Source organism: Pseudophaeobacter sp. 1A16562, from assembly GCF_041008785.1.
In the GTDB taxonomy this organism is placed as follows: Bacteria; Pseudomonadota; Alphaproteobacteria; order Rhodobacterales; family Rhodobacteraceae; genus Phycobacter; species Phycobacter gallaeciensis_A.
The window spans coordinates 101,414-121,494 of sequence record NZ_JAXGFT010000009.1 but is presented as its reverse complement, the minus strand read 5'-3'; the positions used below and the strand labels follow the sequence as shown (position 1 = coordinate 121,494).

22 protein-coding genes are annotated in these 20,081 nt (G+C 61.1%); 8 read left to right on the top strand and 14 right to left on the bottom strand.

The window, feature by feature from the left end:
- Nucleotides 1-21 precede the first annotated feature (21 nt).
- Entirely contained in the window at nucleotides 22-558 is a 537-nt protein-coding gene (locus tag SM764_RS14035) for a LuxR C-terminal-related transcriptional regulator (RefSeq protein WP_065270553.1), read from the bottom strand.
- A 99-nt stretch (nucleotides 559-657) separates the two neighbouring features.
- Between SM764_RS14035 and SM764_RS14030 the strand changes: the two genes are divergently transcribed.
- Both SM764_RS14030 and SM764_RS14025 read left to right on the top strand, forming a co-directional pair.
- Nucleotides 658-2,166 (top strand): class I adenylate-forming enzyme family protein, encoded by a 1,509-nt coding sequence (locus SM764_RS14030; RefSeq protein WP_369002063.1) that lies wholly within the window; start codon nucleotides 658-660, stop codon nucleotides 2,164-2,166.
- A complete protein-coding gene (locus SM764_RS14025; RefSeq protein WP_369002062.1) occupies nucleotides 2,163-2,966 on the top strand; it encodes a 3-hydroxybutyrate dehydrogenase in 804 nt (267 codons plus the stop codon). The genes SM764_RS14030 and SM764_RS14025 overlap by 4 nt, the downstream gene beginning before the upstream one ends.
- A 31-nt stretch (nucleotides 2,967-2,997) precedes the next feature.
- Here the strand turns inward: SM764_RS14025 and SM764_RS14020 are convergent, their stop codons facing one another.
- The 8 genes from SM764_RS14020 to SM764_RS13985 all read right to left on the bottom strand — a co-directional run bounded on the left by SM764_RS14020 (nucleotide 2,998) and on the right by SM764_RS13985 (nucleotide 9,944).
- Entirely contained in the window at nucleotides 2,998-3,534 is a 537-nt protein-coding gene (locus SM764_RS14020) for a helix-turn-helix transcriptional regulator (RefSeq protein WP_274837208.1), read from the bottom strand.
- The gene (locus SM764_RS14015) at nucleotides 3,531-4,073 is read right to left on the bottom strand and encodes a cytochrome b/b6 domain-containing protein (RefSeq protein ID WP_065270549.1); all 543 of its coding nucleotides are present in this window, start codon (nucleotides 4,071-4,073) and stop codon (nucleotides 3,531-3,533) included. Before SM764_RS14015 ends, SM764_RS14020 begins: the two co-directional genes overlap by 4 nt.
- A 78-nt stretch (nucleotides 4,074-4,151) precedes the next feature.
- The gene (locus SM764_RS14010; protein WP_065270548.1) at nucleotides 4,152-4,412 is read right to left on the bottom strand and encodes a PepSY domain-containing protein; all 261 of its coding nucleotides are present in this window, start codon (nucleotides 4,410-4,412) and stop codon (nucleotides 4,152-4,154) included.
- Between the two features lie 259 nt (nucleotides 4,413-4,671).
- The gene (locus tag SM764_RS14005) at nucleotides 4,672-5,427 is read right to left on the bottom strand and encodes an ABC transporter ATP-binding protein (protein ID WP_065270547.1); all 756 of its coding nucleotides are present in this window, start codon (nucleotides 5,425-5,427) and stop codon (nucleotides 4,672-4,674) included.
- Between the two features lie 12 nt (nucleotides 5,428-5,439).
- Nucleotides 5,440-6,195, bottom strand: coding sequence for an ABC transporter ATP-binding protein (locus tag SM764_RS14000; protein ID WP_065270546.1), 756 nt, complete (start codon nucleotides 6,193-6,195; stop codon nucleotides 5,440-5,442).
- Between the two features lie 13 nt (nucleotides 6,196-6,208).
- Nucleotides 6,209-7,411 carry a branched-chain amino acid ABC transporter permease gene (locus SM764_RS13995; protein ID WP_065270545.1) on the bottom strand — a complete coding sequence of 401 codons (1,203 nt, stop codon included), beginning with the start codon at nucleotides 7,409-7,411 and terminating at the stop codon, nucleotides 6,209-6,211.
- 4 nt (nucleotides 7,412-7,415) lie between these two features.
- Entirely contained in the window at nucleotides 7,416-8,438 is a 1,023-nt protein-coding gene (locus SM764_RS13990) for a branched-chain amino acid ABC transporter permease (RefSeq protein ID WP_065270544.1), read from the bottom strand.
- A gap of 159 nt (nucleotides 8,439-8,597) precedes the next feature.
- Nucleotides 8,598-9,944 (bottom strand): substrate-binding protein, encoded by a 1,347-nt coding sequence (locus tag SM764_RS13985; RefSeq protein ID WP_368948060.1) that lies wholly within the window; start codon nucleotides 9,942-9,944, stop codon nucleotides 8,598-8,600.
- 234 nt (nucleotides 9,945-10,178) lie between these two features.
- Between SM764_RS13985 and SM764_RS13980 the strand changes: the two genes are divergently transcribed.
- The 5 genes from SM764_RS13980 to SM764_RS13960 all read left to right on the top strand — a co-directional run bounded on the left by SM764_RS13980 (nucleotide 10,179) and on the right by SM764_RS13960 (nucleotide 16,501).
- A complete protein-coding gene (locus SM764_RS13980) occupies nucleotides 10,179-11,477 on the top strand; it encodes a short-chain fatty acyl-CoA regulator family protein (protein ID WP_369002061.1) in 1,299 nt (432 codons plus the stop codon).
- A 96-nt stretch (nucleotides 11,478-11,573) separates the two neighbouring features.
- On the top strand, nucleotides 11,574-11,954 hold the full coding sequence (locus SM764_RS13975) for a response regulator transcription factor (RefSeq protein ID WP_065270541.1): 381 nt from the start codon (nucleotides 11,574-11,576) through the stop codon (nucleotides 11,952-11,954).
- Nucleotides 11,955-12,021: 67 nt separating this feature from the next.
- Nucleotides 12,022-12,414, top strand: coding sequence for a hypothetical protein (locus tag SM764_RS13970; protein ID WP_274829036.1), 393 nt, complete (start codon nucleotides 12,022-12,024; stop codon nucleotides 12,412-12,414).
- Nucleotides 12,414-15,095: a sensor histidine kinase gene (locus tag SM764_RS13965; protein ID WP_274835930.1), complete on the top strand. Its 2,682-nt coding sequence runs from the start codon at nucleotides 12,414-12,416 to the stop codon at nucleotides 15,093-15,095. Before SM764_RS13970 ends, SM764_RS13965 begins: the two co-directional genes overlap by 1 nt.
- A gap of 80 nt (nucleotides 15,096-15,175) precedes the next feature.
- Complete coding sequence (locus SM764_RS13960) at nucleotides 15,176-16,501, top strand: FliM/FliN family flagellar motor switch protein (RefSeq protein WP_065270538.1); 1,326 nt, start codon at nucleotides 15,176-15,178, stop codon at nucleotides 16,499-16,501.
- Nucleotides 16,502-16,775: 274 nt separating this feature from the next.
- Here the strand turns inward: SM764_RS13960 and SM764_RS13955 are convergent, their stop codons facing one another.
- The 4 genes from SM764_RS13955 to SM764_RS13940 all read right to left on the bottom strand — a co-directional run bounded on the left by SM764_RS13955 (nucleotide 16,776) and on the right by SM764_RS13940 (nucleotide 19,046).
- Nucleotides 16,776-17,201 (bottom strand): protein tyrosine phosphatase family protein, encoded by a 426-nt coding sequence (locus SM764_RS13955; protein ID WP_274833420.1) that lies wholly within the window; start codon nucleotides 17,199-17,201, stop codon nucleotides 16,776-16,778.
- Between the two features lie 10 nt (nucleotides 17,202-17,211).
- On the bottom strand, nucleotides 17,212-17,643 hold the full coding sequence (locus tag SM764_RS13950) for a DUF6691 family protein (RefSeq protein WP_065270536.1): 432 nt from the start codon (nucleotides 17,641-17,643) through the stop codon (nucleotides 17,212-17,214).
- Entirely contained in the window at nucleotides 17,643-18,071 is a 429-nt protein-coding gene (locus SM764_RS13945; protein WP_065270535.1) for a YeeE/YedE family protein, read from the bottom strand. Before SM764_RS13945 ends, SM764_RS13950 begins: the two co-directional genes overlap by 1 nt.
- A 111-nt stretch (nucleotides 18,072-18,182) precedes the next feature.
- A complete protein-coding gene (locus SM764_RS13940) occupies nucleotides 18,183-19,046 on the bottom strand; it encodes an MBL fold metallo-hydrolase (RefSeq protein WP_369002060.1) in 864 nt (287 codons plus the stop codon).
- A gap of 327 nt (nucleotides 19,047-19,373) precedes the next feature.
- On the opposite strand from SM764_RS13940, the gene SM764_RS13935 reads away from it, so the two are divergent.
- Nucleotides 19,374-19,589 (top strand): hypothetical protein, encoded by a 216-nt coding sequence (locus SM764_RS13935; protein WP_369002059.1) that lies wholly within the window; start codon nucleotides 19,374-19,376, stop codon nucleotides 19,587-19,589.
- A gap of 141 nt (nucleotides 19,590-19,730) precedes the next feature.
- Here SM764_RS13935 and SM764_RS13930 read toward each other — a convergent pair whose 3' ends face one another.
- Entirely contained in the window at nucleotides 19,731-19,949 is a 219-nt protein-coding gene (locus SM764_RS13930; protein WP_369002058.1) for a hypothetical protein, read from the bottom strand.
- Nucleotides 19,950-20,081: the final 132 nt, after the last annotated feature.

The following is a 20,081-nucleotide window of genomic DNA, read 5'->3' as shown; positions in this document are numbered from 1 at the left end:
CTGTTACGGCCTCTTAAAGGCTCATAATGGCATCCCGGTCAGCTTGGCCACCAGTTCGGGCAGTTTGCGGGCGCCGAACTTTTCCAGAAGGTGCGCCCGGTGGGTTTCTATGGTGCGGTAGGAGAGGTTCAGCTTGGCGCCGATTTCCTTGGCCGACAGGCCCTTGCAGGTCAGAATGGCGACTTCGCGTTCCCGCGGGGTCAGGCTGACCACGGGGCGGTCGTCTGAGATATCGGCAAAGGACCAGACACCGGTTTGAAACGGCGCTTCTGGGGACACGGATCGCCCACGCACCCGGCACCAGAAGAGTTCTCCTGATCGGCGGCGCATGATGCGTTCGTCGCTATAGCTGCCGGTGCGGTGCTCTTCTTCCTGCAAAAGCGCGCCAATACGGCGGAACTCTTCCTGGGTGGGATAAAGATCCGCGATCAGCATTTCGTCATAGTCGGCTGGCTCCCCGCCAAAGGTCGCGGCGAACTGGAGATTGCAGCGTTTGATCACACGGCGTTCCAGCACGGCAAGGCCGACGGGCGCATGGCTAAAGGCGATATCTGTCATGACCTCTATTAACCGGGTATTTTTGCGGAATTGAAGAGGCCGGGGCCGCATGGAAATGTATTTCTGCCGCTCAACAGGGCGCGCTATGGGAGGATTAGCATGAATATCGGAATGTGGCTGGCCCGTCAGGCTGCGGCGGGCGGGGACCGTCCTGCCTTGTTTCTGGGCCGCGATCAGGTGGCGGATTACGGCAACTTTCACCAAAAGGCTGCGCGGGTTGCGGGCTGGCTGGTCTCGCAAGGGGTCGAGCCCGGGGACCGCGTCGCAATCTTCATGAAGAATTGCCCGGACTACCTGATCGCCCTGTTCGGGATCTGGTATGCCGGAGCAGCGGCGGTGCCAGTCAATGCAAAACTCCACGGGCGCGAGGCAGCCTATATCCTGGAAAATTCCGGCACCCGGCTGGTCTTTGCCTCGGCTGGTCTGGATACGGCACTGCGCGAGGCCGGGGTGACGCTGGATATCATCGACTTCTCCGGCGCAGACGGGGCCGCTGTGCTGGCTGCGGATCCTGTGACTGCGCTGGTCCGACGGGCACCGCAGGATCTGGCCTGGCTGTTCTACACGTCGGGGACCACAGGCAGGCCAAAGGGGGTGATGATCACCCACCGGATGCTGGTCACGGTTTCACTGGCCTATCTCAATGATGTGGACGCGGCCAGCGCTGAGGATCAGATCCTATACGCCGCCCCGATGAGCCACGGCGCAGGCCTTTATGCCATGTTGCATGTGCTGGTCGGCGCCGCCCATGTCTGCCCGCCGTCGGGGGGATTTGAACCGCATGAGATTTTCGATCTGGCCGAGCATTTTGGCCGCGTCCAGATGTTCGCCGCGCCTACCATGGTGACGCGCATGACCGCGCAGGCCAAGGCGGCAGGACGCAGCGGACGCGGCCTGCGCACCGTGGTTTATGCGGGCGGGCCGATGTATCTGGCGGACATCATCGAGGCGGTCGATCATTTCGGCCCGGTCTTTGTACAGATCTATGGACAGGGCGAATGCCCGATGGGGATCACCGCGCTCAGCCGTCATGACGTGATCGACCGAAGCCATCCGGAATGGCGCGCCAGGCTGGCTGGTGTGGGCCGCGCCCAAAGCCCGGTCGAGGTGCAAATTGGATCATCGGATGGCACACCGCTGCCGCCGGGAGAGGTCGGAGAGATCATGGTGCGCGGCGATGCGGTGATGCCCGGCTACTGGAACAATGAGATCGCCACCGCAGAAACGCTGAAAGACGGCTGGCTGATGACCGGGGACATGGGGGTCATGGATGCGGCGGGCTATCTGACCCTGCAGGACCGCTCCAAGGATATGATCATCACGGGCGGCTCGAACGTCTATCCGCGCGAGGTCGAAGAGGTGCTGCTGATGCACCCGGATGTGCAGGAGGTCTCGGTCGTGGGGCGCAGGCACGCCGACTGGGGCGAAGAGGTGGTGGCCTTTATCGTGGGAACGGCACCCGAGGCAGAGCTGGATGCGCTTTGCAACGATCAGATCGCCCGCTTCAAGCGGCCCAAGGCCTATATCCGCACGGCGGAGCTTCCCAAGAACAACTACGGCAAGGTCATGAAGACCGAGCTGCGCAAAATGCTGGAGGAAAACGCATGACGGATCTGACTGGAAAAACGGCGCTGGTGACGGGATCGGTTCAGGGGATCGGCCTTGCCATCGCAAAGGAACTGGCGGCCGCGGGCGCCCGTATCGCGGTGCATGGCATCGCCGATGAAGCAACCGCGCAGGCGGCGACTGGGACTTTGCTGGAGGCCGGGGCACCCGAGGCGCGATTCTTTGCCGGGGACCTGAGCCAGCCGGAAGAGATCGACGCGTTGATGAGCGCCGTTGCGGACTGGGGCGGCGCCGATATCGTGGTGAACAATGCCGGCATCCAGAAAACCGCGCCTTTGGCCGAGATGCCGCGCGAGACCTGGGATGCGATCCTAGCGGTCAACCTGTCGGCGGCCTTTCACATCATGCAGGCGGCGCTGCCGGGCATGGCGGCGCGCGGATTTGGCCGGGTGATCAATATCGCCTCGGTCCACGGGTTGGTCGCCAGCAAAGACAAGGCGCCCTATGTGGCCGCGAAATTCGGTCTTGTTGGTCTTAGTCGGGTGGCGGCGCTGGAGTATGCCGATCAGGGCAGCCGAGACACCGGCGGCGTGACGGTGAATTGCATCTGTCCGGGCTGGACCGAAACCGCGATCATCGAACCGCAGGTGGCGGCGCGGGCAGCGCAGATGGGCGGTGACAGGGAGGCGGGGATCGCCGATCTTCTGTCCGAAAAACAGCCTAGCAAACGGCTGTCGGATCCATCGGAAATCGGTGCGCTGGCGCTGTGGCTCTGCGCTCCGGTGGCGCATAACGTCACCGGCACCGCCATTCCGGTTGATGGCGGCTGGACCGCGCAGTAGGCGCCAAAATGCACTGTCCCGGATGCGCCGGTCAGCCCGATTTGGCCAGCGGTTCCGGGGCGGTGTCCTTGCCGTGACCCATCAGCGTGTCGATCAGGAGGCTCATCAACTCGGCGCGGTTGCCGCTGCCGGATTTGCGGTAGATGGCATTGAGCTGCGCCTTGACGGTGCCTTCGGCGCTGCCGCGCATCTGGGCGATTTCTCCAGTGCTCAGCCCCTTGACCAGAAAGGTCGCCACATCCCGTTCTGCCGGGGTCAGGTTCCAGGTGGAAAATTCGGTATCGATGACTTCCTGAATGGCGCCCTGCGCGCTCTTCAGGCTTTGCTCCAGATGCGCCTTGCGCCGCAAGAGCCACATCAGGATACGGACTTCGACTACGATGGCGGCGATCAGGCCAAAGGTGGCAATCGCCTCGATCGCCGCGTGCCGCCCTTCGGTATTCATCGCGCCGGGCATCAGAAGATCGGCAATGATATCACCCAGAAAGATCGCCGCGCAGATGGACTGCACGACGATCAGGGCGATCAGAACGGAGGGTTGGGCCGGGTCAAATCTGCTGTTGGTCACTGTTGGGTCTCCGGGGGACTCGTCGGTAGGTCCTTGTACCCCGAGACCATGGAGCGCGCCAGATTGACCCTTGTGCGGCGGCTTTCATAGATCACCGCAGCGATATGCAGCACGACCGAGATTTCGGCCCAGGTGACCAGTGCTTCGTGCAGCTCTTCGGGCCATTCGATGCCCCAGAACATGTCGGTGGTCATCAGATAGCCGGTGAGACCGATGCCAAGGATCGTCAGCAGCAGGTTGTAGATCATCAGGGCGCCAAGCGGCGTATGGCCCCGGTGCGGACGCACCCGCCCAGTGGCAATATCCGTCAGCTGCCCGACAGCGCCCGAGAAACTGGGGGGGAAACTGGAAAACCGGGCATAACGGCTGCCAATCACCCCCCAGAGTATGCGCACCCCGATCAGGCCAACGATCACGTACCCCAATACCTCGTGAATCCGTTCGTCCGGATCGGTCAGCAGCGCATTAGCTGCGAACAGAATGACAAGTGACCAGTGAAACAGACGGATCAGCGGATCCCAGACATAGTGACGTTGCATGAGGGTCTCCCAATCGAATGGATGCGGCATTTGGTCGGGCGGAGCGGTACGTGCATCCCGGCTCCGCCCGGGCTGGTATCAGTCTTCCTTGACGCGGATAATTTCCATCTTGTCGTTCAGATAGATCTCCAGCTTTTTGCCGTCTTTCAGGGCGTAGGCCTCGTACATGCCGTCTTCGGATTCGATCTTGCGCACCTCATAGCCCTGTTCGGTCAGTGTGGCGCGGATCTGCGCTTCGACTTCGGCGCTGGGCTTGCCATCCGAGGCCAGCGCCGCGACGGGCAGCGACAGAGGCAGGACAAGGGCGAGGGCCAGGATGCGGGCAGAAGGTTTGAACATGATAAGTCTCCTTGATGTGACAGTCTGATGTGACTGCGGCACGCCATGCGGGCCGTGGCTGACATATCGGAGCGGGCAGGGTGGATCTGGAATAGATCGCGGGATGGATGCGGAGGCTAAACCGGGCGCGTATAACCCTGGTTTATGCAGGTTTTTGCGCTATTTCCCTGCTGTGAAACAAAAAAGACCGGCTCCAAAGGGAACCGGTCTTGAGGTAACCGCACCAGTCACAACACCAGTGCGACGGGGAGAATTGAGATCAGATCGCCAGATATTCGGCGCGCAGCTCGGCGTTTTCCAGAACCTCGGAGGCGGTGCCGTCAAAGACGATCCCGCCGGTGTCCAGAATGACCGCCCGGTCGGCAAGTTCCAGCGCGCGCACCGCGTTCTGTTCCACCAGAATCGTGGTCATGCCCTGTTCCTTGATGTGGATGAGAGTCTTTTCGATCTCGTCCACGATGACCGGCGCGAGGCCTTCATAGGGTTCATCCAGTAGTAGCACCTTGATGTCCCGGGCGAGTGCGCGGGCAATGGCCAGCATCTGCTGCTCACCCCCCGAAAGGGTCACGCCTTCCTGCTTGCGCCGTTCACCAAGGCGCGGGAACAGATCGTAAAGGCGCTCGATGGACCAGCCGATGGGCGGGGCGATTTGTGCCAGTTGCAGGTTTTCCTCGACCGTCAGGCCGGGGATGATGCGCCGGTCCTCGGGCACCAGACCCAGACCGGCGGCCGCCGCTTCGTGGCTTTCCATCTTGTGCAGCGGCTGGTGGTCCAGCCAGATCTCGCCCTGGGTGACCATCGGGCTGCCGGTGCGGGCGATAGACCGCAGGGTGGATGTCTTGCCCGCGCCGTTGCGGCCCAGCAGGGCAAGGATCTCGCCTTCGTGGACGTTAAAGTTGATGCCCTGCACGATGTAGCTTTCGCCGTAATAGGCGTGCATGTCCCAGACTGACAGGAAGGCCGGAGCCGTTGTCGCCTGATTGGCGTTCTTGGAGAAATCCGGTTTGACGTTCATCTCTGTTTCTCCTTATGCGCTTTCGCCCAAGTACGCTTCGCGCACCTTGGGGTTGCCACGGATGTTCTGCGGATCGTCTTCGACCAGTGGCGTGCCCTGCGCCAGAACCGTGATCCGGTTGGCCAGGCTGAACACCACATGCATGTCGTGTTCGATGATGGCGATGGTGATGTCGCGCTCGTCCGAGATCTGTTTCAAGAGATCGATGGTGTTGTTGGTGTCCGCCCGCGCCATGCCGGCGGTGGGTTCATCCAGCAGCAAGAGGCGGGGTTCCTGAGACAGGCACATGCCGATCTCAAGACGCCGTTTGTCGCCGCGCGACATGGCGGCGGCATGCATGTGCCGCTTGTCCGCCATGTTCATTTCCACCAGCATCTGCTCGGCCTTTTCCAGCACATCCTTCTGCTTGGCGACCGAGGCGATGGCGTTCAGTTCGAACGCCCCGTCCCGTTTGGCAAAGCAGGGGATCAGCATGTTTTCCAATACCGTGAGATCGCCAAAGATCTCGGGCGTCTGGAACACGCGGGAAATGCCCATCTGGTTGATCTCATAGGGCGCCCGGCCCAGCACCGACTGACCGTCGAACATGACCGATCCGGTGTCTGGGATCAGCTTGCCCACCAGACAGTTCAGCAGGGTGGATTTGCCCGCCCCGTTCGGGCCGATGATGGCGTGAACGGAGTTTTCCTTGACGCTGAGGTTCACATCCGACAGCGCCTGAAGGCCGCCGAACCGTTTGCCCACGTTTTTGACTTCGAGGATACCCATTGATCCTGTCTCCTTATTCCGCAGGTTCGGTTTTTTTGCTGGCCGAGCTGTCCTTGGACTTGCGCCCTTTGAACCAGCCTGCAATGCGCTGCCCGCCTTCGACGAGGCCACCCGGCAGGAAGATCACCACCAGCATGAACAGGATGCCCAGGGTCAGGTGCCAGCCTTTGCCGATGAAGGGGTGGACGATGAAGACCATGAAGTCTTCGATCCCGTCGGGCATAAAGCTGAACCAGCTGTGCAGAACGTTGTCGTTGATCTTCGAAAAGATGTTTTCGAAGTATTTGATGAAGCCCGCGCCCAGAACTGGACCGATCAGCGTGCCGGCGCCGCCGAGGATGGTCATCAGTACCACCTCACCCGAGGCGGTCCACTGCATGCGCTCGGCGCCTGCCAGCGGGTCCATCGAGGCCATCAGGCCACCAGCCAGACCGGCGTACATTCCCGAGATCACAAAGGCAGCCAGGGTGTAGGGACGGGTGTTGAGACCAGTGTAGTTCATCCGTTGCTGGTTCGATTTCACCGCCCGCAGCATCATGCCAAAGGGCGAGCGGAAGATGCGGATCGCCAGATAAAAGGAGGCCAGCATAACGAGCGCGCACAGATAGTAGCCCGCGTTGAACTGGAAGGCCCAGGGACCCACCGCCATTTCAAAGGTCGAGCGCATCTCCATCCCGAAAAAGTTTGTCACGGGGATTGAGCCGTCCGCGGTGGCAGAGACACCCAGAACGCGGGGGTCTTCCAGCGTCAGCTGCAGGCCGGTTTCACCGTTGGTGATCGGGGTCAGCACCGAATAGGCCAGGTTGAACGACATCTGCGCAAAGGCCAGCGTAAGGATCGAGAAGTAGATGCCCGAGCGGCGCAGGGACACAAATCCGATCAGGAGCGCGAACAGACCCGCAATGATCACCGACAGGATGATGGCCGGGACGACGTTCATGCTGAGCAGCTTGAACATCCAGACCGCCGAGTAGGAGCCTACCCCCAGAAAAGCCGCGTGGCCAAAGGAGAGGTAGCCGGTGAGGCCGAAGAGAATGTTGAACCCGATTGCGAAGATCCCGAAGATCACGAAACGCTGCATCAGGTCAGGATAGCCCGCGTTGAACTGCGCCATGGCGCTGTCTGCCGGGAAGGGGTTCAGGATGAATGGTGCGCATAGGGCCAGGATGGCGACCAGCAGCAGCATTCGAGTGTCTTTTTTGTCCAGTCCGAACATGTGCTTAGTCCTCCATCACGCCTTTGCGGCCCATCAGGCCCCGCGGGCGGGTGAGCAGAATGATGATCGCGACCACATAGATGATGATCTGGTCGATACCGGGGAGAATGGATTTGATTTCATTCATCGAAGCAAAGCTTTCGAGAACCCCCAGAAGGAAGCCGGCCAGAACGGCGCCGGGCAGGGAGCCCATGCCGCCCACAACCACAACCACGAAGCTGAGAACCAGGAAGTCCATGCCCATGTGGTAGTTGGGAGAGTTGATCGGCGTGTACATCACACCGGCAAGTCCCGCGACCGCAGCGGCAATACCAAACATGATGGTAAAGCGGCGGTCGATGTTGATGCCCAGAAGGCCGACGGTTTCCCGGTCTGCCATCCCGGCGCGTACAACCATGCCGAAGGTGGTGAATTGAAGGAAGCTGAAGATGCCACCGATGATCACCACTGCAAAGAAGAAGTAGACCACGCGCCAGACCGGATAGACGATGTCCATGCCGATGACCGCGCCGAGATTCACAACGCCGTTCAGCGCCTCGGGGGCCGGGGTCTGGATCGGGTTCGCGCCATAGAAATACTTGACGATTTCCTGCAGCACGATGGCCAGGCCAAAGGTCACGAGGATCTGGTCCGCATGTTCGCGCTTGTAGAAATGCTTGATCAGCCCGCGTTCCATCACGTAGCCGACGAAGATCATGATCGGGATCGCAAACAGGATCGCCAGCGGCACCGCCCAGTCGATGATCGCGCCGCCCACCTCGGGGCCGAACCAGGATTCAACATAGGGCGTTTTGACCTTCAGCGGGTTGCCAAGAAAGTCTTTCTGGCTTTCGTCGACGGTCTCAAAGCTGAGGTTCAGAATGCGCTGCAGGGTCACGGCGCAGAAGGCGCCGATCATGAACAATGCGCCGTGGGCGAAGTTCACAACGCCCAGCGTGCCGAAAATGAGTGTCAAACCCAGCGCGATCAGCGCATAGGCCGAGCCTTTGTCCAGCCCGTTCAAGATTTGCAATAGGATTGCGTCCATAGTCCCCACCTTCGGGTTCTTCAGTATGGAAGTGATAGAGTCCGACCGTTCGCGGGACGTGCCCCGGCGTTCTGTGCGGAGGCGCTCCGCATGGCAGATGAATGGACGGACGTTTCTGAAAGGGGCCGGGCGCAAGACGCGCCCGGCTTTTCATTCGGATCAGGCGCCCGGGTTGCAGGTGCCAAGGGCACCGCCTGCAAACATCGGGTGATCCGGCGGATAGGTAACCTGAGCGGCCGGGGTGACCTCGACAACTTCCAAGAGGTCGAACTCGGAGGTCGGGTTCTCTTTCCCGCGCACAACCAGAACGTCTTTGAAGCACTGGTGATCTTCGGCGCGATACAGCGTCTTGCCGTTGCCCAGACCGTCAAATTCGAAGCCTTCAAGAGCCTCGGCCACACCGCAGGGGTTGAAGGTGCCCGCGCGCTCACATGCATCTGCATAAAGCAGGGTCTGGCAGTAAACGGTATGCGCCGCCTGGCTGGGCGGGAAGCCGTATTTGGTGCCGAAGGACTGCACGAAGGCTTTCGATGCATCGTCCTGCAGCGACCAGTGCCAGTTGGTGGAACCGTGAATGCCCTTCACGTTTTCGCCGGCGCCTTTCGCCATCAGTCGCGAGTAGAGCGGAACGACGATTTCGAACTGCTTGCCGTTGACGATCTTGTCGCGCAGGCCGAACTGAACCGCGTTGGTCAGCGAGTTCACCATGTTGCCGCCATAGTGGTTCAGAACCAGAACGTCGGCGCCGGAGTTCAGAACCGGGGCGATATAGGACGAGAAGTCGGTCGCTGCCAGCGGTGTGCGCACCTTGTTGACGGTGGTCCAGCCCAGAGCCTCGGTCGCGGCTGCGATCGATTCTTCCTGGGTCCAGCCCCAGGTGTAGTCGGCGGTCAGGTGATAGGCGTGACGGTCGGTGCCATAGAGGTTCTTCAGCACCGGCGCCAGGGCGGCACCCGACATGTAACCGTTAAAGAAGTGACGGAAGCCGTTGGCTTTCTTGTCTTTACCGGTGGTGTCGTTGGAGTGGGTCAGACCCGCCATAAAGATCACGCCGGCTTCCTGGCATAGGCCCTGAACCGCGATGGCAACGCCCGAGGACGAGCCGCCGGTGATCATCACCGCGCCGTCTTTTTCGATCATCGACTTGGCCGATGCACGGGCGGCGTCGGATTTGGTCTGGGTGTCACCGGTGACGAATTTGACTTCCTTGCCCAGGATGCCGTTCCCTTTCAGCGCCTTGGAGCTGAAGGTGTTCATCATGCCGCCGTCGCCGCCACCGTTCAGGTGCTCGACTGCCAGCTGGTATGCGCGCAGCTCGTCTGCGCCCTCATCGGCGTAGGGGCCGGTCTGCGGCACGTTGAAGCCGAGGGTGACGGTGCTGCCGGTCGGCTCGTTGGTGTAAGCGGCTGCGGACGACGCAGTGAAGATCGTCGGAAGCGCAACGCCAGCGCCCATCATGGCACCGGACTTCAGTACCCCGCGACGCGAGACATCAGATTTGGACATGTAATCCTCCCTTAAGATTTTAACGCCTAGCAGCTCCTCACTTCCGCTCGGCGTCGGCACGGTTTTCGTGCAAAATCAGTATGAGGGCAGCTTGTAAAATCGCGCAATAAATCCCTTGTAAAGCAGGCTTATTCTGTAAATAAATGAACAGTATTCCACGGCATTCTGTAAAGAAACTTATGCCGCGCCGCGGAAAGCCCTTGAAATAGCGGCCTTTTGGGAAAGACCTGTAAAATGGCACGTGACACTCTGACCGGCAGCAGAATCCGCGAACGGCGGCTCATCCTCGGGATGCGTCAGGCGGAACTTGCCCGCGCCGCCGGTATTTCGGCCTCATATCTCAATCTGATCGAACACAACAGGCGCAGAATCGGCGGCAAACTGCTGGTCGGGATCGCGCAGGTTCTGGGGGTTGAACCTTCGATGTTGAGCGAGGGCGCCGAAGCGGCGCTGATCGCCAGCCTGCGCGAAGCGGCAGCAGACAGCGGCGTGCCGGTGGCAGAACTCGACCGCGCCGATGAATTCGCGGGCCGTTTCCCCGGCTGGGCCGAGGTGCTGGCGACAAGTCATCGCCGCATCGCCACGCTTGAGAGGACGGTGCAAACCCTGTCGGACCGGCTGACCCACGATCCGCATCTGGCGGCCTCGCTGCACGAGGTTCTGTCGACGGCTGCTGCGATCCGCTCGACCGCGTCGATCCTGGCAGAAACCGGCGAGCTGGAACCGGAATGGAGTGACCGGTTCCACAAGAACCTGAACGAGGATTCCCTGCGTCTGGCCGAAAGCAGCCGCGCCTTGGTGAGTTTCCTTGACGAAAGTAACACAAGCGCTGATCGGCGCGGGGTGCCGCATGAAGAGGCCGAGGCTTTCTTCCTCGCGCAGGGTTATCATTTCCCGGGGCTGGAAACCGGCACCGCCAGCCCGGAGGAGCTGGTGGCCCGGGCGCCTGAGCTGGTCAGCGATGCGGCAAGGCTGATCGCCCGCAGCGCGCTGGAGCAATATCAGCGCGACGCGGTTGCACTGCCGCTGGATCCATTGCGGTCGGCGCTGGACAAGGGGGGCATTCGTCCCTCGGCCCTGGCCGCGCAGTTTGACTGCGATCTGCCCACGGTGCTGCGCCGTATCGGTCTGTTGCCATTCGAAGTGCTGGGTCAGGAGGCCGGGCTGGTGATCTGCGATGCCTCGGGCTCGATCTTGGTGCGCAAACCGGTGACCGGATTTGCACTGCCGCGTTTTGGCGCCTCATGCCCGCTCTGGCCGATTTATACCGCGTTGGCGCGCCCGCACGTGCCGGTACGCCGCAACGTGGTGCAGCAGGGGCGCTCGGCGCTGGCGTTTAAATGTTTGGCGGTGGCATGGGATCACGTGACACCGGATTTCGACAGCGATCCGCTCTATCACGCGGTGATGCTGATCCTGCCGCAAAGCGAAGTGCCGGAAGGCGCGCAACCTGTGGGCGCCAGCTGCCGGATCTGCCCGCGCCGGGGATGTCCGGCCCGCCGCGAGCCGTCGATCCTGAAGGAAGAGTTTTGACAGCAGCGGGGCTGCGCGGCTACTCTAACGTGAAACGGGCATGTGCGCCGGGACCGTTATGGGTCCGGGGAGCGGCGCTGGGAGGACCTTCTGCCAATGAGCAGACACGTAATTCTGATCGAGGATGAGCCGAATATCACTGAGGCGATCCGCTTTCTTCTGACGCGCGATGGCTGGCAGGTTGATGCCTACGCCGATGGGACCGGCGCTGTCGAGGTGATCCGCGAGGCGCAACCGGATCTGGTGATTCTGGACCTGATGCTACCGGGCAAAAGCGGGCTGGAGATCATCCGCGAGCTGCGTGAGGTTGACGGGTTTGCCTCCTTACCGGTTCTGATGCTGACCGCCCGCGGCCAGATGAAGGACCGGGAAATGGCTGAACGCGCTGGCGTGACCCGGTTCATGACCAAGCCCTTTTCCAACTCCGAGGTTCTGACAGCCGTGCGGGACCTGCACGCTCAGGCCAGCCAGGGATGACCCCGAGCGGTCGGATTTGGCCCCCAGCAGGAGGCAGCCTTGGCTGCCGCCCTGACCGGGGGCGATCATGATCCGGGGCGACGGGGCCGGGCGGCAGGATGAGATCTCTGCTCCCTTTGTCGAGCGGCGCACCTATCGCCGTCGCCGCCTGATGGATATTGCCCGACTGTTGCCCATCCTGGGCGCCTTGCTGTTCCTGATGCCTTTGATGTGGCCCGACCCCGATCCCTATCCTGCGCCGGGCAGCCATGGGGGTATGGCGATGTCCTCGGCCATCATCTATATCTTTGTGGTCTGGGCGATTCTGATCGCGGTCAGCCTTGCCTTTGGAGAAGCGGTGCGCCGCTGGGCCGAACACTGGACCGCAGGCGGGCATTCCGAAGCTGAGCCCTATCAGGCACAGGACGCGGCGGTTGGTTCTGGGACAGAGCAGGGCAGCGCAGAGGCTCCGCGCGACTGATGGCCTCACTCAATGTTCTGGTCCTGGTCTGTTTTACCTATGTTGCGCTGCTATTCCTTGTGGCCTTTCTTGCGGACCGGATGGCCAGCCGGGGGCGCAGCGCCGCCTGGATGCGCTCGCCGCTGACCTATACGCTGTCACTGTCGATCTATTGCACCGCCTGGACCTTTTATGGCGCGGTGGGATACGCAGCGCGCTCGGGGCTGGAATTCATCACCATCTATCTGGGGCCGACGCTGGTCATGCTGGGCTGGTGGTGGGGTTTGCGCAAACTGGTGCGGGTCGGGCGCAGTCAGCGCGTCACCTCCATCGCCGACCTTCTATCGGCGCGCTATGGCAAGTCCAACACGCTGGCCATCGGCGTGACCATCTTGGCCGTGATCGGGGTGACGCCATATATTTCACTGCAATTGCAGTCCATTACCCTGTCTTTTTCAATCTTCGCCGAGGCTGATCCCCTGCGCGGATATAACGAGACCAAGACGGTATTCTGGGTCTCGGCGGGCCTTGCCGTCTTTGCCATCCTGTTCGGCACCCGTAACCTCAATGCCAACGAGCGCCACCACGGGGTGGTGACGGCGATTGCGCTGGAGGCGGTGGTCAAGCTGGTCGCCCTGCTGGCAGTGGGGATCTTCGTGGTCTGGGGCATCGCTGGCGGGCTGCCCGAGACCTTTGCGCGGATTGATGCCTCGCGTATTGGCCAGTGGCAGGTGGACGGGGGCCGCTGGGCCACCATTACCTTCCTTGCCGCTGCCGCCTTTGTCTGCCTGCCGCGCATGTTTCAGGTCATGGTCGTCGAAAACGAGGACGAGCGTCATCTGCGCATAGCGGCCTGGGCATTTCCGACCTACCTGCTGCTCATGTCGATGTTCGTGGTGCCCATCGCCGCCATCGGGCTTGAGCTGCTGCCGACGGGGGCGAACCCGGATCTTTTCGTTCTGACGCTGCCGCTGCATCAGGGGCAGCAGAACCTTGCGATGCTGTCTTTCCTTGGCGGTTTTTCCTCGGCAACCTCGATGGTGATCGTCGCGGCGATGGCCCTGTCGACCATGGTGTCGAACCATATCGTGATGCCGATCTGGCTGCGGCTGCAGGGCGCGGCGGGGGCCTCGGTCTCCGGGGATGTGCGTGATGTGGTGTTGTTTACCCGCCGTGTGACCATCGCGGTGATCATGGCGCTGGGGTACTTCTATTACACGCTGTCCGGCGGCGGCGCGGCTTTGGCAGCGATCGGCCTGATTTCCTTTGCCGGGGTGGCGCAGATGCTGCCGGCGCTGGTGGGCGGCTTGTTCTGGCGCGGCGCCACCCGCAGCGGCGCGCTGGCTGGGCTGACCGTCGGCTTTGGCATCTGGGCCTATACCATGCTGCTGCCGACCCTTGGCGGCGGTGTTCTACCCGATGCGGTGCTCGCCGAAGGTCTGTTCGGCCTGTCATGGCTGCGCCCGCACGCCCTTTTCGGGATAGAGGCGCTCGACCCCACGGTGCATGCCGTCCTTTGGTCCATTGGGCTCAATGCCGTGGTGTTCTGCATCGTGTCGCTGGCCAGTTTCCCGAGCCCGATGGAGCGGCTGCAGGGCGCGCAATTCGTCAATGTCTTCGATCATTCATCCGGCCCGCGCGGCTGGACCGGCTCGGTGGCGCAGAGCGAAGACCTGATGGTGATGTCGCAAAGGATTCTGGGCGCCACCGAGGCACAGGCATTCTTCCAGCGCGAACTGGCCCGGCAGGGCGGTCGGGGCAGCCTTCCAGAGCCGACGCCGGTGTTCCTTGAACGGCTGGAACGCGAGCTGAGCGCGTCGATCGGGGCGGCCGCAGCGCACGCTATGATCGGTCAGATCGTTGGTGGCTCTTCCGTTTCGGTTGAGGATCTTTTGGCGGTGGCGGATGAGACGGCGCAGATGCTGGAATATTCGAACCGTTTGGAAATGCAGTCTGCCGAATTGTCCAGGACGGCGCGCAAGCTGCGGGAAACCAACGAAAAACTAACGCAGATTTCGCGCCAGAAGGATGCTTTCCTCAGCCAGGTCAGCCACGAATTGCGCACGCCGATGACCTCGATCCGGGCCTTTTCCGAAATCCTGCGGGACGATGATACCCTGGCGCAGGAGGGTAAGGCCCGATATGCGACCATCATCCATGACGAGGCGTTGCGGCTAACGCGCCTGCTGAACGATCTGCTGGATCTCAGCGTGCTGGAAAGCGGTCAGGTCAGCCTCAACATGACCCGTGGCACGCTTAAAGAGGTGCTGGATCATGCGGTTTCCACAGCCGTAGCGGGATTTGATACCCCAATGCGGGTGCTGCGGGATCCTGCAAGTGAAGATATTAAGATTTCATCGGATCTGGACCGGCTGGCGCAGGTCTTTATCAACCTGATCGCCAATGCCCAGAAATACTGCGATGCGGAACATCCGGAGCTGAGCATCCACGTGTCCCGCGAGGGCTCGCAGGTGCTGATCGATTTCATCGACAACGGCAGCGGCATTCCGCCCGAGTTCCAGCAGATGATTTTCGAGAAGTTTTCGAGGGTTAGCCCGGAGCGGGCTGGCGGAGCCGGACTGGGACTGGCGATCTGCCGCGAGATTGTGCAGCGGCTGGATGGCGATATTTCCTATCTTGCAGGCGCCTCTGGTGGTGCCTTCCGGGTAACCCTTTCCGGTATCCGTGAAAAAGCCGCATAAAGCCCAGAAATAAAGATCTTGGTAACCCTCCGTAGTCTAAAACAGAGACAACAGGCGCTAAGGGTTCAGGTTCACGACGTATGTCTGACACGACGACACAGGATTCGACAGGAAGCAAGCCAGGGGTTCTTGCCCGCAAGCTGGCGGCAACCAAAGAGGGGTCGGGAGCATTCAGCAGTTCGCTGACGCTCAAGGCGCTGCGGCGGTCGCTTGCGCGCGCAGCGGCCGAGCTGTGCGAACTGCCGCTTGCGGTTCTGGCCGCACGCCAGGTGAACCGTGCGTCGGATGAACTGCCCGAGATGCTGTCTGACAAGCATCTGTTGGTTGTTCTGGACGGCCCTGATGGCCGTCTTGGCGCTGCGACAATGGACGCCGCCCTCGTCACTGCTCTGATCCAGAAGCAGACCATTGGTCAGGTCATGGGGAAAACCCCTACAGAGCGGCATTACACACCGACCGATGCTGCGATGACGGCCGATTTCCTCGAAAGCGCCTTGAAAAAGGTGGTCGTGATGTTGGAAGGCCAATCCGACCAAGCCATCTTCTCTGGCTATCAGTTTGGCGCCCAGGTCGAGGACCTGCGCAGTCTGGCCCTGGGGCTTGAAGCCGACGATTATCGCGTTCTGACCCTGACTGTTGATCTGGCCATCGGCGCCATGCAGGGCGAATTGAACCTGATCCTGCCCGAACCCACGCCCGAGGAACTGGGCAAGGGGGGCGGCTCCGGTCCGTCCCTTGGGCGCAACCTTGGGGCCATGCGGGCCGAATTGTCCGCCGTTCTTTGCAAGATGCGGGTGCCGCTCAACGAATTTTCCGGATTGAAGACTGGCGATCTCCTGCCGCTGGATCAGGCATTCCTTTATGAAACGGATCTTCAGGCGGTGAGCGGTCAGTCGATCGCTCAAGGGCGCCTTGGGCAGTTGAATGGAGCGCGCGCGGTGCGCCTCAATCAGCCGCGCACCAAGCTGGTGAATGACATGGAAGCGGATCAAGCCGGGTTTGCAGATGGTGTCGGGGCTGACGCCATGCCTGCCGCCGCTGACGAAATGCCCACGCTTGATCTTGGCATTGCAGCCGAGGATCTGCAGGACCCCCTGGACAGCGGCATGGGCGGCGGTGGTCTCGGTTCCGGTCTGGGTGGTGATTTCGATACCGGCGGTCTGGGCGATATGAACAACCTTGGTGGTGACCTCGGCTCCGATATGGGGGGAGATCTGGGTGCGGACCTGGAGAACGATTTTGCGGCAGCCCTTGGTGGAGGGGATCTTGGCGGCAACTTCGGCGGGGATCTGGGCGGTGGCCTCGGAGGCGATTTGCCCGCGTTGCCGGACACCGGGATGGATGAGTTCAACCCGGATGATGCTGCGGCGGAAATCTCCAAACTGGCTGGACTTGGCTCTGGCTGACAAGGCGATCACGGCAGGCGCAGCTGAACTGCGGTCTCCCGATCCGTTCGCAACAGGATGAGCGAAACATGAGCCCGGCATATTTAGATGCCGGGTTTTGCTATTTGGGGGCACTCCTCGCAAATGCCAGAGGGGGGCATGATCCGCAGTTCGCCCCTCGATGTCAGAGCAATGAAAAAGACCCCAGCCGTAGGGCTGAGGTCTTTGAGTGTTGTGAGTGATGGTCTTAATAGTTGGGGGTGGGAAATAATTCTTTGATCTGTCTCGCGTCGGCTCAGGACTTGCCCGCAGCCTCAAGCGCAGGACGCAAACCATCCAGCGCGTAGCCCGCTGCTGCGGTTTTGCCGAGGATCTCATCCGCCGACATCTCCTGCGCCTGACCCAGCGCCCAGACTACCGAAGAGCGGGTGCCCGATGCGCAATAGGCTAGCACCTGACCCTCGGCGCCTTCGTAGAGTTCACGCTGGCGCGCGACGTTTTCCGGCGTCATGGTCTGGTGGGTCAGCGGCAATTCTTCAAAGCGCAGCCCGGCAGCCTCGGCCGCAGCGCGGATGGCGGCGGCCTGATGGCTCGGCTGAACCTCGGAATCGGGGCGATTGCAGATCACCAGTTTGAAACCGGCTTCGGCGATTGCGGGAATGTCTTCGACCGAAATTTGCGGCGAGACGGCGTAGCGGGGCGTTATGTCACGAGCTTGCATGGGCAATCCTTTACGCCTTTGCGGCCATCCGGTCCAGTTGCACGCCGATCGGCGCCGAAGCCAGCATACCGGCCGACATGGCAGCAAGGAAAATCAGCCCACCCCAGCCGTTGTAGGTCAAAGACGCGAGTGCCGGACCCGGGCACAGACCGGCCAAGCCCCAGCCCATGCCGAACAGAACCGAGCCGGTGATCAGCCGGTGATCCAGTTCCGGACGCGGAAGGGTCGGGAAATCGCCGCCCACCAGCGGTTTGCGGCCATGGGTCAGACGCCAGGCAAAGAACATCGGAATAACGGCGCCGCCCATCACGAAGGCCAGTGTCGGGTCCCAATTGCCAAAGACGTCCAGCCAGCCCTGCACCTTGGTGGTGTCGGTCATGCCGGAAATGAAAAGTCCGCCGCCAAACAGGCTGCCTGCGATAAGAGAAAGAAGAATACGCATCAGATCAGCCCCAGAACGTGACGGAAAATGGCCAGGGTCAGACCACCGGCCAGAATGTAGAAAACGGTGGCAACGATGCCGCGCAGGGACAGTCGGGAAATTCCGCATACCCCGTGGCCGGAGGTGCAGCCATTTGCGATACGGGTTCCGACGCCAACCAGAAGGCCGGCCGCAATGATCACACCAACATTGGTGGTCATATGGGTGTCGATCTCAACGTTATAGATCGGCCAGAGGATCAGCGGGGTGACGATCACGCCGACCAGAAAAGCCAGCCGTTCCCACAGGGTGTTCCAGCCGCTGCCATCGATGAGCCCGCCGAAAATACCGCTGGCGCCCATGATCCGGCCATTACCCAAAAGGTAGACGGCACCGCCGAGGCCGATAATACCGCCTCCGACGAGGCCCCAGATCCAGTCTGTTTCCATTGTTCGCGTTTCCTTGGTCTTTGCGCTGCGGATATTCGTGCTGACAGCGCGTGTTTTGAAGCTGCAGCGCCGGGCCAACAGGGGCGCGGCGCTGCAACCGGGTTTCTGGTGTTAGATCTTGTTGACCGGGATTTTCAGGAAGACATCGCCCTGATCGTCCGGCTCGGGCATCTGGCCTGCGCGCATATTGACCTGCAGCGACGGCAGGATCAGCCGGGGCATACCCAGCGTCGCGTCGCGGGCGTCGCGCATCGACACGAAGTCTTCGATGCTTTTGCCCTGACCAATGTGAATGTTCAGCGCTTTCTGCTCTCCGACCGTGGTTTCCCAGGCGTATTCGTCCCGGCCCGGCGCCTTGTAGTCGTGGCCGACGAAAATGCGAGTTTCATCGGGCAGGGCCAGAATCTTCTGGATCGAGTTGAACAGCGTTTCGGAAGAGCCGCCGGGGAAGTCGCAGCGTGCGGTACCGAAATCGGGCATGAACAGCGTATCGCCGACAAAGGCGGCATCGCCGATGACATAGGTCAGGCAGGCCGGTGTGTGACCGGGGGTGTGCAGCACTTCGCCGCGCAGCTGGCCGATCATGAAGGTATCACCTTCCTTGAACAGCTGATCGAACTGGCTGCCGTCGCGCTGGAATTCGGTGCCTTCGTTGAAGACCTTGCCGAAGGTATCCTGTACGATGGTGATTTTCTCGCCGATACCGATCTTGCCGCCCAGGCGCTCTTGCAGATAGGGCGCGGCCGACAGGTGGTCGGCGTGCACGTGGCTTTCCAGGATCCACTCGGTTTTCAAACCTTCCGCGGTGATCCAGTCGATGATTTCATCCGCTGAGCTGGTGTCGGTCCGGCCCGCCGCATGATCGAAATCCAGAACCGAATCGATAATGGCACAGGCGCTGCCGTTGGGATCGCGGACAACATAGGAAACAGTATTGGTCGCTTCGTCGAAGAAGGCTTTGACGATAGGATTCATGATGGGGCTCTCCCTTGCGTTTCACTATACATATGTTGAAATCAGAATGTGTTTCAACCCTTCGCGTGTGGTTAACTTAGCTGTCCCGGCGGCAGGGCGGTGTTGATCTGGCTCAATCGCGTCCCGAACCGGGTCCTGTAGGGGCGCAAAACATCTATCCGGGACTGCTGTTTTTGCCGGTATTTTGGCCGGTATTTTGCCTGTCTGCTGTGCAATTTGCCCGATATTGCGCCAACCTCCGCCGATGATGACTCAAATCAAGGAGTTTTGCTGTATTTCTGTTTCAAACCCCTGCCAGAATGTTCCGCACGACAGGGAGGATGAAACATGACAGACGCAGTTTTGCTGCAGAATGCGCAGCATCTTGAAAAACAGATTCGCACCGCATCGGGGCCGGCACGTGAACGGCTGGTGGATGAATTCTTCAGCGCGCTGACCCGGCTGCGCGCTTCGGGCTCGGCCATTCCAGGCACCCTGCGCCGGGTTAAGGCCAAGCTGGAAGAAGAAGCGGTGGAAAATCAGTTCGACAATATGCCGGTCTGAGCTGCCACCACGCGGAGCGGTCATTTCAAAACTTGTAAGCAACGAAAAAGCGGATCCTTGGTAGGGTCCGCTTCAGGTGTTTTGCAGGTTCTATTGCAGGGGGCCTTAGAATGCGTGCAGGGAGTGCACGCAGGGCAGGCGTCAGGATAGGAAAATTCCGACCATGACCAGCATCAGCCCGATCACCGACAGCAGCAAAGCGCCAAGGTTCAGCGGTAGCACTGATTGAACCACGGCGCGCAGCGCCTCGTCGTCCAGTTTCTGTCGCCGCGCCTTTGTGACGCGCAGGATGCACCAGACCAGCCCCAAGAGACCGCCTACGGACAGGGCCGCACCTACCCAGACAAGGATTTCAAACATGCCAGTCTCCTGCGGTTTGCATGCTGCTGCGGGTAGCGGATTGGCCTTGTGGATGCAAGATGCTTGCAGGCTGAGACAGGTATCAGGGGCCCGCGCAGCGCGCAAAACATCGCCCGAAGGCACAATGGCGGG

Coding starts and splice junctions, on each gene's coding strand:
- SM764_RS14035 (WP_065270553.1), bottom strand. CDS start 558: ATGACAGATATCGCCTTTAGCCATGCGCCCGTCGGCCTTGCCGTGCTG.
- SM764_RS14030 (WP_369002063.1), top strand. CDS start 658: ATGAATATCGGAATGTGGCTGGCCCGTCAGGCTGCGGCGGGCGGGGAC.
- SM764_RS14025 (WP_369002062.1), top strand. CDS start 2,163: ATGACGGATCTGACTGGAAAAACGGCGCTGGTGACGGGATCGGTTCAG.
- SM764_RS14015 (WP_065270549.1), bottom strand. CDS start 4,073: ATGCAACGTCACTATGTCTGGGATCCGCTGATCCGTCTGTTTCACTGG.
- SM764_RS14010 (WP_065270548.1), bottom strand. CDS start 4,412: ATGTTCAAACCTTCTGCCCGCATCCTGGCCCTCGCCCTTGTCCTGCCT.
- SM764_RS14005 (WP_065270547.1), bottom strand. CDS start 5,427: ATGAACGTCAAACCGGATTTCTCCAAGAACGCCAATCAGGCGACAACG.
- SM764_RS14000 (WP_065270546.1), bottom strand. CDS start 6,195: ATGGGTATCCTCGAAGTCAAAAACGTGGGCAAACGGTTCGGCGGCCTT.
- SM764_RS13995 (WP_065270545.1), bottom strand. CDS start 7,411: ATGTTCGGACTGGACAAAAAAGACACTCGAATGCTGCTGCTGGTCGCC.
- SM764_RS13990 (WP_065270544.1), bottom strand. CDS start 8,438: ATGGACGCAATCCTATTGCAAATCTTGAACGGGCTGGACAAAGGCTCG.
- SM764_RS13985 (WP_368948060.1), bottom strand. CDS start 9,944: ATGTCCAAATCTGATGTCTCGCGTCGCGGGGTACTGAAGTCCGGTGCC.
- SM764_RS13980 (WP_369002061.1), top strand. CDS start 10,179: ATGGCACGTGACACTCTGACCGGCAGCAGAATCCGCGAACGGCGGCTC.
- SM764_RS13975 (WP_065270541.1), top strand. CDS start 11,574: ATGAGCAGACACGTAATTCTGATCGAGGATGAGCCGAATATCACTGAG.
- SM764_RS13970 (WP_274829036.1), top strand. CDS start 12,022: ATGATCCGGGGCGACGGGGCCGGGCGGCAGGATGAGATCTCTGCTCCC.
- SM764_RS13965 (WP_274835930.1), top strand. CDS start 12,414: ATGGCCTCACTCAATGTTCTGGTCCTGGTCTGTTTTACCTATGTTGCG.
- SM764_RS13960 (WP_065270538.1), top strand. CDS start 15,176: ATGTCTGACACGACGACACAGGATTCGACAGGAAGCAAGCCAGGGGTT.
- SM764_RS13955 (WP_274833420.1), bottom strand. CDS start 17,201: ATGCAAGCTCGTGACATAACGCCCCGCTACGCCGTCTCGCCGCAAATT.
- SM764_RS13950 (WP_065270536.1), bottom strand. CDS start 17,643: ATGCGTATTCTTCTTTCTCTTATCGCAGGCAGCCTGTTTGGCGGCGGA.
- SM764_RS13945 (WP_065270535.1), bottom strand. CDS start 18,071: ATGGAAACAGACTGGATCTGGGGCCTCGTCGGAGGCGGTATTATCGGC.
- SM764_RS13940 (WP_369002060.1), bottom strand. CDS start 19,046: ATGAATCCTATCGTCAAAGCCTTCTTCGACGAAGCGACCAATACTGTT.
- SM764_RS13935 (WP_369002059.1), top strand. CDS start 19,374: ATGACAGACGCAGTTTTGCTGCAGAATGCGCAGCATCTTGAAAAACAG.
- SM764_RS13930 (WP_369002058.1), bottom strand. CDS start 19,949: ATGTTTGAAATCCTTGTCTGGGTAGGTGCGGCCCTGTCCGTAGGCGGT.